An 8,699-nucleotide genomic window follows, 5' to 3' on the forward strand; every position below is an offset into this window, starting at 1 on the left:
AAATATAATGAAAGCATGCAGAGGAGTATAATATATGGACAAGGTAAGAAAACTAGAACAAGCTATATATTAAACGGTCTATCGACTTTTGATTTCTTGGCGTCAGTTTTATAGGTTAATATTTTTTTAAAATATAAAAAAACATGACGGGCTAAGTCCGCCCAAAATAAATTAGGGATAATATTACATGATAACCAAAGATTGCGCCATATAAATTTTTACTGTGACCTTTTGCTCTGATGCTGTTGTACTCTTAGGAGTATTTACAGTATTATTTTTTCCTCTTTTTAAGGTTATTTCATCAGTTTGTCAAAATTAATATTAAATAAAACTCACTTATTTAAAATTAGTAAGTGAGTTTGAGTCTATTAATAGCGTGTAGGTAAAATTTCTTTATGCAAGAATGCTTTATCTGCAGTTATATAGAGTTTGTTTCCACTTGTATGACTATATTCATATCCTCCAGTAAGTGATCCAACATCCTCTTTCTCAATGGCAACTTCAAGCGAACCACCTTGAGTTGTTGATTTATCATATGTTGCTGTTAAAACTATATCTCCATCTATTACTACCTTATTGCTAGTATTACTTATTCTAAGTTTACTTGTTGTTATTTCAGCATGAGAATTATTTACTATTGTACAAAAAGCATCCCCTTTAAGAACTTTTTCGAATGATTGATATGTGCCGCCTGGAGTTCTTCTGCGCATTATAGTAACTGGTACAGTAACTTTAACCTTTGTTGAGAAATTACCCGACCCAACAGTCATAGTTTTAATTACTCTCGCATATACTCTCGTACGAGAAAATCCCCCATCAGGATTTTCAGTTCCAATCACGTCAATAGATTTTGTTGTTATCCTATTGTAACCCACTATCTTATTAACATAGTTTAAAGCTTCTTCCATTGAGATATTTCTAGATTCAGAAATTAACTTAACAAATTCCTTCTTATTCATAACTTCTACTGTTTGGCTTGAGTTGTTTACTATTTGTTTATCAATAAGTACTTCCTTATTTGTTTGAGCACTTATTGCTTGGACATTAATAACATTTAATGATTGTACTAAAATAGATACACCAAATGCTAATGATAATAGTTTTTTTCTGTTCATTGTTTTTAGCCTCCTCTTAATTTATCTAGCGAACTAACATTACTCTACGAATTCAATTACTATAGAAACTTATATTAAAGAAAATAACCCTAGACATTTTAAGTTCTTTTAAATACTTGCAGATCTGCTAAAAACTTAAATTTATCCCAATCACAAGTTAAATTATATAGTTTTAAAATCATAATTCAATACTAAATACATAAAACGTACAATTTTCAGCATGAAAAGAATATATTTTATTAATATTTCTTTTCATGCTCATTTTTTTCCCTTTTATGTATTTTTTATTAATGTTGTTTTTAAGGGAAATATATTTTTCACTCAGTTTAAATAATTATAATGTTGGTGGTAGACAACTTGGCAATGGATTTGCAGATGGGAATTTACAATAAATTACATCAACTTAACTAAATGGTACTAGAGTTAGATTAAAGTACACTGACTTTTGGGCAATTACCTTTAGTTATAAGTTTCTTAAATAGAGAGATATACTTAAAAACTATTATTTATCACATACTACTTAATAAAATCAAAAATAAAGCCCTGGCATTAATCCTTGCCAGAACTTTTCAATGAATTACTTCAAACTATTATACCTACTAATCAATTCTTCTATCTTACCTTTATTCTCTTCAAAGTAAAGGTTTATTGCCTCGTCAACTATGGTGCTGAGGTCCTTATCATCCAGTGCCATATTAAGCATACTCAACCTCTGTATGCTTTTTTCTGTAAGCATAAAACTTCTTTTACTCTTTTTCTCTTTAGAATTTTTATTCTTTTCTTCTTTTATGGATTTATTCTTTTCTTCTTCTGTGGTATTATTATTTTGAGTATTTATTGATTTACTATTTTCGGTATTTACTCTTTTACTCTTTTGCTCTGATACTGTTGTACTCTTAGGAGTATTTACAGTATTATTTTTTTGCTCTTTTACCTCTTTACTCTTTTCTTCATTCATACTTGTCAGGGTATCAAGTATTCCCATTCCCAGGTTCTTGATATTTGTAGTGTCACTCTTCTTCGCCACGTTTAATAACCTCCTTTGCTAAGGCTACATACTCTTTATGTCCTCTGCTGCTCTTATCAAAATATGCTAGAGGTTTCTTTTCAATTTGGCTTCTAACTATGGCTATGTTCTGATGGATCATAGTATTAAAAAGCTTCTTTCCAAATATCTCTCGGAGCTGCTCTGCAAAATCTTCAGATAAGTTGCTCCTTGAATCTACCCTTGTTAAAAGAACTCCTTTAACCTTTAAATCTTTATTGTAGCTCTCCATAGTAAGCTTAAAAATTTTTATAAGCTGAGCCAATCCCTGCAGGTTAAATATAGACGGCTCTAAAGGTATAATCACACTGTCTGAACATACCAGCGCATTAACCGTGGTAAGGCTCAAAGATGGGCTGCAGTCTATAAATACATAGTCATATTCAAGTTCACCCTTTCCCAAAATATTTTTAAGTAAAAATTCCTTTCCCTCAACTCCAGCAAAAGCCATTTCTATATTGGAATAGTTTAAGTCTGCCGGAACAATATGAAGATTTTCAAATTCAGTTTCTATTACGGCATCTTTAATAGATAAATCCTCCAGCATACAGTCGTATATTGTATGTGTATACTCTTTTACTCCTATACTCTGGGTTAAATTTCCCTGAGCATCATTGTCTACAACCAGCACTTTTTTACCCAAAGTTGTAAGTGAAACTGCTAAATTCAAAGCAGTTGTTGTCTTTGCACAGCCTCCCTTTTGGTTGCATACAGCTATAATTTCCATAACATCACCTCCATTATTTTGAATTTTATTCCAATAATTTTATTATAAGGTTATTTTACTCTTTTCTTCAATTACTAATTTAATCTTTTATTTATTTGCTTAAAATAATATTTACTCTTTTACTCTTATATTCTCCTAATTAGTCATTGGTTTACTTTTTGAGTGTAGTTTACATAATTTTAATTATGGCTTTAGTAATTAACACCAAAACAGGGAATAAAACTTATTTTCATCCTGAGACAATTCAAAATAAACTTTGACTGTAAGTATAAAAATAATATAAAATGTATATAAATCTAGGTATAAAATAGTATAAAAGGAGGTTAAATTTTGGATAACATTAACATACGACTTTACTATAAAAATCAACTGGATTTAGGTAATGCCTTAAAAAATCTAATTGATTCATATTTTGAAAATGAAATATCCAACTCAGATTTAGAAGAAAACATAATAACTATTATAAATTCTAATAAAGATAAATTTTATAAAAAAGGCGAAAACAAAATAGCTTTAAAACCAAAACAAATATTAGGGAAAACTAGAATTGGAGTTCTTGAAAATATTCTAAATAAAAATGCCTAAGGGGGTACTACAAATGAATAAACTAGCTGTTTTAAATAACAAGGGTGGAGTTGGGAAAAGTACAGTATCAGTACAACTTTCTCATGGACTTGCAAAACTTGGATTTAAAGTTCTTTTAATAGACTTAGACGGTCAAAATGACAGTTCACTTTTTTTAGGGGTTAATGAAGAAGATTACCAAAACACTTTCTTTGACCTTGTAGACAGACGAAGCAATATAGATATAAAAGACTGTATTATAAATGTCCGTGAAAACCTAGATTTACTTCCTAATAAAAACATAGATCAAATAAATGCTGAATTTTACAGAGAGGCAAGAATTGATTTAGTCTTAAGCGAAAAACTTCAAGGTCTTGAATCCCTGGGATATGACTACATACTTATAGATTGCGGTCCTCAAAGGACTAAAATCAATGATGCTGTTTTATGCTACATAGATAAAATAATAATGCCTGTTCAAGTGGAAGCTGCATCTGTTAGAGCTGTTGGCGGAATATATGAATATCTTTCAGATCTTCGTCTTTCCCCAAACAAAATAGGTTTAGTAATTCCTAATATGTTTGATCAAAGAACTAATGATGCTAAAGAAAACCTTCAGTTTTTAAAAGAATTTTTCTCAGACAATGGAGATTTAGTAACTGAACCTATAAACAGAAGAGTTAAAATAACGGAAGCAGGTAAACTTGGTAAAACAGTTTTTGAATATGATGATGAAGCTTCTAATCAATTTTTTAATGTACTTGAAAGGCTGGTGAAAGTAGTTGGCTAAAAAACAAAATAATATAAATTCAAACTTTGAAAAACTAAAAAAACAAATGATGCAGAAAAGAGAAATTGCTGAAAAAAACACTGAAACCATTAATCCAGTAAACACAGATAACAACAGCAATACTTATATCGATACAAATACAAATACAAATGATGATACAGATGTAAACACAAACATAAATGTAAACAACGATGTAAACATTAATGATTACAATGATACAAATACTTATAATGATAATACTGTAAATAATAATGAAAACATTTGTGATTGTAATAACACAAATAATTTTGTTGATAGTAACGTAAGTAATACTATAGACAATTATGATTACAATAATGTAACTAGTACTACAAATAATTTAGTTGATGAAAATGTAAATAATTCTGTTGATATATCTACAAATAAATTTGTAATTAAAAAAGCAAATAAACAGGAGCAGTTAAAAAGAACTACTTACTATTTGAAGCCATCAACTATAAAGAAAATAGACAAATATTCTAAAGCAGCCGGAATGGGAAAATCAGAATTCGTTCAGAAAATACTAGAGGATGTTTTAGATAATATTGAGATAAATTAAATATAAAACCCCAGACATTATCCGAAAAAATTCGAGATTTCTCTGGGGTTTTAAAAGTATTCATTGTAAAAAGCAACTTTTTCGTACCCTACAACAACATAGTTGTTTTATATGTTTTAATATAAACATTGTTTTATATGTTTTAGGGCACCCTGAAAGCCTTGGTATTACTGGGCTGTAAATTTTAAAAGTAACTTTTGCGTACCTAAAGGCAACTTTTCCGTACTTGAAAGTAATTTTAAAGCAACTTTTGCGTACTTAAAAGCAACTTTTTCGTACCAAAATTAAGACTAAGAGTAACCTTTCCGTACCTAAAGGCAACCTTATATTTACGTAAGTTACCTTTGTGTATTATAATTAACTTAATGCACAGGAGGCGTTGAAATGGATAAAAATTACTTAGTATCTAAATCAAATACACTCATTACTTCTAGTTATGATTTATCTTTAGAAGAACAAAAGATAATACTAACATTAGCCAGTATGGTTCAACCTACAGATGAGGAATTTAAGCCTTATAAATTTAAAATAAAAGACTTTATGAATTTATTGAATATCAGTACAAAAACTAAATATTCAGTTCTTCCTAAAATAACTAAAAATTTGATTAAAAAGGTAGTGGAGATAAAGGAAGGAGACGAATATATTCAACTTTCATGGTTATCTTCAGCCAAATATAAAAAGGGGAGTGGAGAATTAACCTTAATGTTTGATCCTAATTTAAAGCCCTATCTTTTAAAACTAAATAAGCTATATACCTCTTATAAACTAGAAAATATATTGCAACTTAAAAGTAAGTATTCTATACGCATATATGAAATAATGAAATCCTATGAATTTAGAAAACAAGGAAGTATACTGATAGAAATTAACGATTTGAGGCGGATGCTTGGATTAGATGAAAAACAGTATCCTAGATTTTCAAACTTTAAGCAAAAAATACTATCAGTCGCTCAAGAAGAAATAAACGATAAAACTGACATATCCTTGGATTATGAGCAAATAAAGAGTGGTAAGAGGGTTATAGCCCTAAAATTTATAATAAATGCTTGTATGAGCCCAAATAGCCCCATATACGATATAGAAAATGATGATTACATAGAACAGATTAGAAATATATTTAGTGAAGATATCACTCTTCTTGAAGCAGAAAAAATTTATAACGCTGCTGATGAAAACATAGAAAGAATAAAAGAAAAATATCTACTAGCCAAAGAGCAGAAGAAAATTAAAAGTCTTGTTCCTTGGATTATAAAAGCTTTAAAAGAAGATTTTAAAACACCTATAAAAAGTGAAATAATAGATTCTTTCAATGATTATGAGCAAAGAAAATATGATTTTGATGAACTCGAAAAAAGACTTTTAGGGTGGAAATAAAGTAACTTTTCCGTACCTGATTTGTTTTAAATATTAGCTGTGAAATAATTAAAAAAGTAGAGACAATACAAGGTTTTCTATAAACAATAAAAAGAAGTTAAAAATTCTAAAATAAAAATTCTTAACTTCTTTTTATTGTTTATAGTTATTGATCAAAGCAGTATTTAAGCTGTTTTGACACACAAACATAAATGTAAACATTTATGTTTGTAGTGTTGTAAATGTTTGTGTAAGTATTTATGTTTTCGTTTCTAGTATTATTTGAATTTCTTTCTGAAGATACTTATAAAAAATTTAAAGAAAGATACACAATATGTTATTGTATATCTTTCTTTAAGAGTTTTTACTCACCTAGACAAATAAGAATGTAATTATTATTTAATGCAAATTCACATATATTTTTTAAATGACATATGGATCTAATGAAACAAGAAAATCGATTTTCCCTTTAAAAAAAGATTTTCTATAATCAAATAAGAAGTCAAGCATATCATCGTTAAAGCTTATCGCCGGAAATATTTTGGAATATTTTTCGTAATTGTTAAAGAATAAGCGATCAAGTTCCTCTTTACTTCCAGATAAATTTTCCATTATATAAAAATCTTGTGCCATAAAAACCTCCCGCTTTGAACTAGTTAAAGCTGTGTTTATTTAAGTAAAACTAATATATACAAAATTAGTAAGTGAATTTACGGTTGGTTGCAGTAACCCTAGAATTACCCCTATTATATTTTTAAATTCTCGCTTTATAACAATTTTTCACTATATAACTCTAAATTCACCTATATTAATTCCTGTTCACTTAAGGAATCAATATATTCTTTAGATTCCTTCAAACCAAGTCCAGTAACCATTCTATATCTTTTAATTGCTTTAATCTTTTTACCTTCTGAAATAAGACTTTTTAATTCATTATCTATATTTTCTGTGATTGTGTCAGGCACTCCAAGTTGTTTAGCAATCTTATCTAAAGTTGTATTCATACGTGCAATATCATTTCGCAACTGACTAATAGCAGTTGATATGCCCATTAATGATATTAGTCCTATTGTAATTGCAAAAATATCTGTGTTATTCATAGCTTATATCTCCTTTATTTTTAAATCAATTGGTCATATTATACAATTTTATCATATTTGCTACGCATCTTATTTATGTTATGTCTTACCTACTTAGTCCTGCAATTCTTTTCCACATTTTGGACAATATCTTGTTTCTAAGAATGATTCCCTTATATCAAATTTATAATTACATACTGGACAACGATATTTATTGGCAAACTTAAATGCTAATATTACAGAAATCAAAAAAAATACACTCCCTACTAACTTTGAGAAACTATAATAAAAATAATATGATATTGGAACACCAAATAACGATAGTATACAATAATCTCTATATTTTAACACTAATCTAAATTTCTCATAAATATCTTTCATATACTCAGCTCCCTTACATCTAACAGTTTATTTATGATAATCACGTAATGTTTCCAATAATTTTAATTTATTATGGTCATTACACATAATCTATATTTCAGTCTGTTATATCATATAGATTTATGCCGTTATTTCTTTATATTGTTCAACATCGTTATACGTGCAATTATACCACATTAAACCTTTAATTCATAAAAATAGTATAATTCTAATTTAAACATACGAAAATAGCTTTACATTAAATTTCAAAAAAACAAATAAGGCTGCTAAATCAGCAGTCTAAAAGTATAGATTATTTTCTATCACTCTTAAGTTTCAATCCTTGTTTTAGTGGAAGTTGCTCTTAAGCCCTTATTTCTTTACAAATCCTTATATATCAATGTTTTGAGCTTGTTTTAAGACGAGCTTAAAATCAAGGTTTTTGGGTGAAAAACACCCTGTTGGACAAGGTTTTTCTGTCCCTTTTACATACTGACAAGCCTCTGTAAAAGCAGCTTTATCAATGTCTTTCGTAAATCATGTTTGTCCTGCTGCAAAAGTTTTATGTAATTATTATATCTGTTTTTTCAATATATGTAAATTGTATATTTAATACAATCTGATTTTTAACTAGAAAATATTTCACTTTAATTTTTTAAATACAACTTTTTCTACCTAACTTTACAGAAAAGGTAACTTTTTCGTACCAAAATTCTTTTTATCATATATCATAAAAAATCTATTTAAGTTAAGAATTTTAGCCGATTTGAAATACAAACACCATTACAAACATTTATGTTTACATATATGTTTGTAATGGTGTAAATGTTTGTGTAAATATTTTTATTTTTAGTTTGTTTAAATTTCTCTCTGAAGTTCTATTAGTTTTTTTCTATCTTTTAATTTATTTTTATATCAACAGTTTTATTATAAAGTGATTTTACTCCCTTATTCAATTACTATATAAAAAGAAGTTAATAATTTCACCTTGTCCTAAATAGTGTCTCTATTTATAATAAAATAGAGATTATTAAACAAAGGATGAAGAGATATGAATACTCAAAATGAAAAAGAACAAGCATATAA

The 8,699-nt window shown here is 27.9% G+C and carries 10 protein-coding genes; 4 read left to right on the top strand and 6 right to left on the bottom strand.

Annotated elements, in window-relative coordinates; all coding sequences use genetic code 11:
- Positions 1-368 precede the first annotated feature (368 nt).
- The 3 genes from OIO11_RS12360 to OIO11_RS12370 form a co-directional block, all read right to left on the bottom strand.
- Entirely contained in the window at positions 369-1,115 is a 747-nt protein-coding gene (locus OIO11_RS12360) for a hypothetical protein (protein ID WP_268071767.1), read from the bottom strand.
- Between the two features lie 577 nt (positions 1,116-1,692).
- Positions 1,693-2,142: a hypothetical protein gene (locus OIO11_RS12365; RefSeq protein ID WP_268071768.1), complete on the bottom strand. Its 450-nt coding sequence runs from the start codon at positions 2,140-2,142 to the stop codon at positions 1,693-1,695.
- On the bottom strand, positions 2,126-2,887 hold the full coding sequence (locus OIO11_RS12370) for a ParA family protein (protein ID WP_268071769.1): 762 nt from the start codon (positions 2,885-2,887) through the stop codon (positions 2,126-2,128). Before OIO11_RS12370 ends, OIO11_RS12365 begins: the two co-directional genes overlap by 17 nt.
- 330 nt (positions 2,888-3,217) lie before the next feature.
- On the opposite strand from OIO11_RS12370, the gene OIO11_RS12375 reads away from it, so the two are divergent.
- The 4 genes from OIO11_RS12375 to OIO11_RS12390 all read left to right on the top strand — a co-directional run bounded on the left by OIO11_RS12375 (position 3,218) and on the right by OIO11_RS12390 (position 6,195).
- The gene (locus OIO11_RS12375; protein ID WP_268071770.1) at positions 3,218-3,472 is read left to right on the top strand and encodes a TIGR04540 family protein; all 255 of its coding nucleotides are present in this window, start codon (positions 3,218-3,220) and stop codon (positions 3,470-3,472) included.
- Positions 3,473-3,485: 13 nt separating this feature from the next.
- Positions 3,486-4,241 (top strand): ParA family protein, encoded by a 756-nt coding sequence (locus tag OIO11_RS12380; protein WP_326497939.1) that lies wholly within the window; start codon positions 3,486-3,488, stop codon positions 4,239-4,241.
- On the top strand, positions 4,234-4,818 hold the full coding sequence (locus OIO11_RS12385) for a hypothetical protein (protein ID WP_268071771.1): 585 nt from the start codon (positions 4,234-4,236) through the stop codon (positions 4,816-4,818). The genes OIO11_RS12380 and OIO11_RS12385 overlap by 8 nt, the downstream gene beginning before the upstream one ends.
- 384 nt (positions 4,819-5,202) lie before the next feature.
- A complete protein-coding gene (locus tag OIO11_RS12390) occupies positions 5,203-6,195 on the top strand; it encodes a replication initiation protein (protein WP_268071772.1) in 993 nt (330 codons plus the stop codon).
- Positions 6,196-6,597: 402 nt separating this feature from the next.
- Here the strand turns inward: OIO11_RS12390 and OIO11_RS12395 are convergent, their stop codons facing one another.
- The 3 genes from OIO11_RS12395 to OIO11_RS12405 all read right to left on the bottom strand — a co-directional run bounded on the left by OIO11_RS12395 (position 6,598) and on the right by OIO11_RS12405 (position 7,634).
- A complete protein-coding gene (locus tag OIO11_RS12395) occupies positions 6,598-6,807 on the bottom strand; it encodes a hypothetical protein (RefSeq protein ID WP_268071773.1) in 210 nt (69 codons plus the stop codon).
- A 170-nt stretch (positions 6,808-6,977) separates the two neighbouring features.
- A complete protein-coding gene (locus OIO11_RS12400) occupies positions 6,978-7,274 on the bottom strand; it encodes a ribosomal protein L7/L12 (RefSeq protein WP_268071774.1) in 297 nt (98 codons plus the stop codon).
- A 93-nt stretch (positions 7,275-7,367) separates the two neighbouring features.
- Positions 7,368-7,634, bottom strand: a complete 267-nt coding sequence (locus OIO11_RS12405) for a hypothetical protein (RefSeq protein ID WP_268071775.1) — start codon at positions 7,632-7,634, stop codon at positions 7,368-7,370.
- Positions 7,635-8,699: the final 1,065 nt, after the last annotated feature.

Origin of the sequence: Clostridium sp. ZS2-4, from assembly GCF_026719745.1 — a bacterium.
In the GTDB taxonomy this organism is placed as follows: domain Bacteria; phylum Bacillota; class Clostridia; order Clostridiales; family Clostridiaceae; genus Clostridium_H.

Coding starts and splice junctions, on each gene's coding strand:
- OIO11_RS12360 (WP_268071767.1), bottom strand. CDS start 1,115: ATGAACAGAAAAAAACTATTATCATTAGCATTTGGTGTATCTATTTTA.
- OIO11_RS12370 (WP_268071769.1), bottom strand. CDS start 2,887: ATGGAAATTATAGCTGTATGCAACCAAAAGGGAGGCTGTGCAAAGACA.
- OIO11_RS12380 (WP_326497939.1), top strand. CDS start 3,486: ATGAATAAACTAGCTGTTTTAAATAACAAGGGTGGAGTTGGGAAAAGT.
- OIO11_RS12390 (WP_268071772.1), top strand. CDS start 5,203: ATGGATAAAAATTACTTAGTATCTAAATCAAATACACTCATTACTTCT.
- OIO11_RS12395 (WP_268071773.1), bottom strand. CDS start 6,807: ATGGCACAAGATTTTTATATAATGGAAAATTTATCTGGAAGTAAAGAG.
- OIO11_RS12400 (WP_268071774.1), bottom strand. CDS start 7,274: ATGAATAACACAGATATTTTTGCAATTACAATAGGACTAATATCATTA.
- OIO11_RS12405 (WP_268071775.1), bottom strand. CDS start 7,634: ATGAAAGATATTTATGAGAAATTTAGATTAGTGTTAAAATATAGAGAT.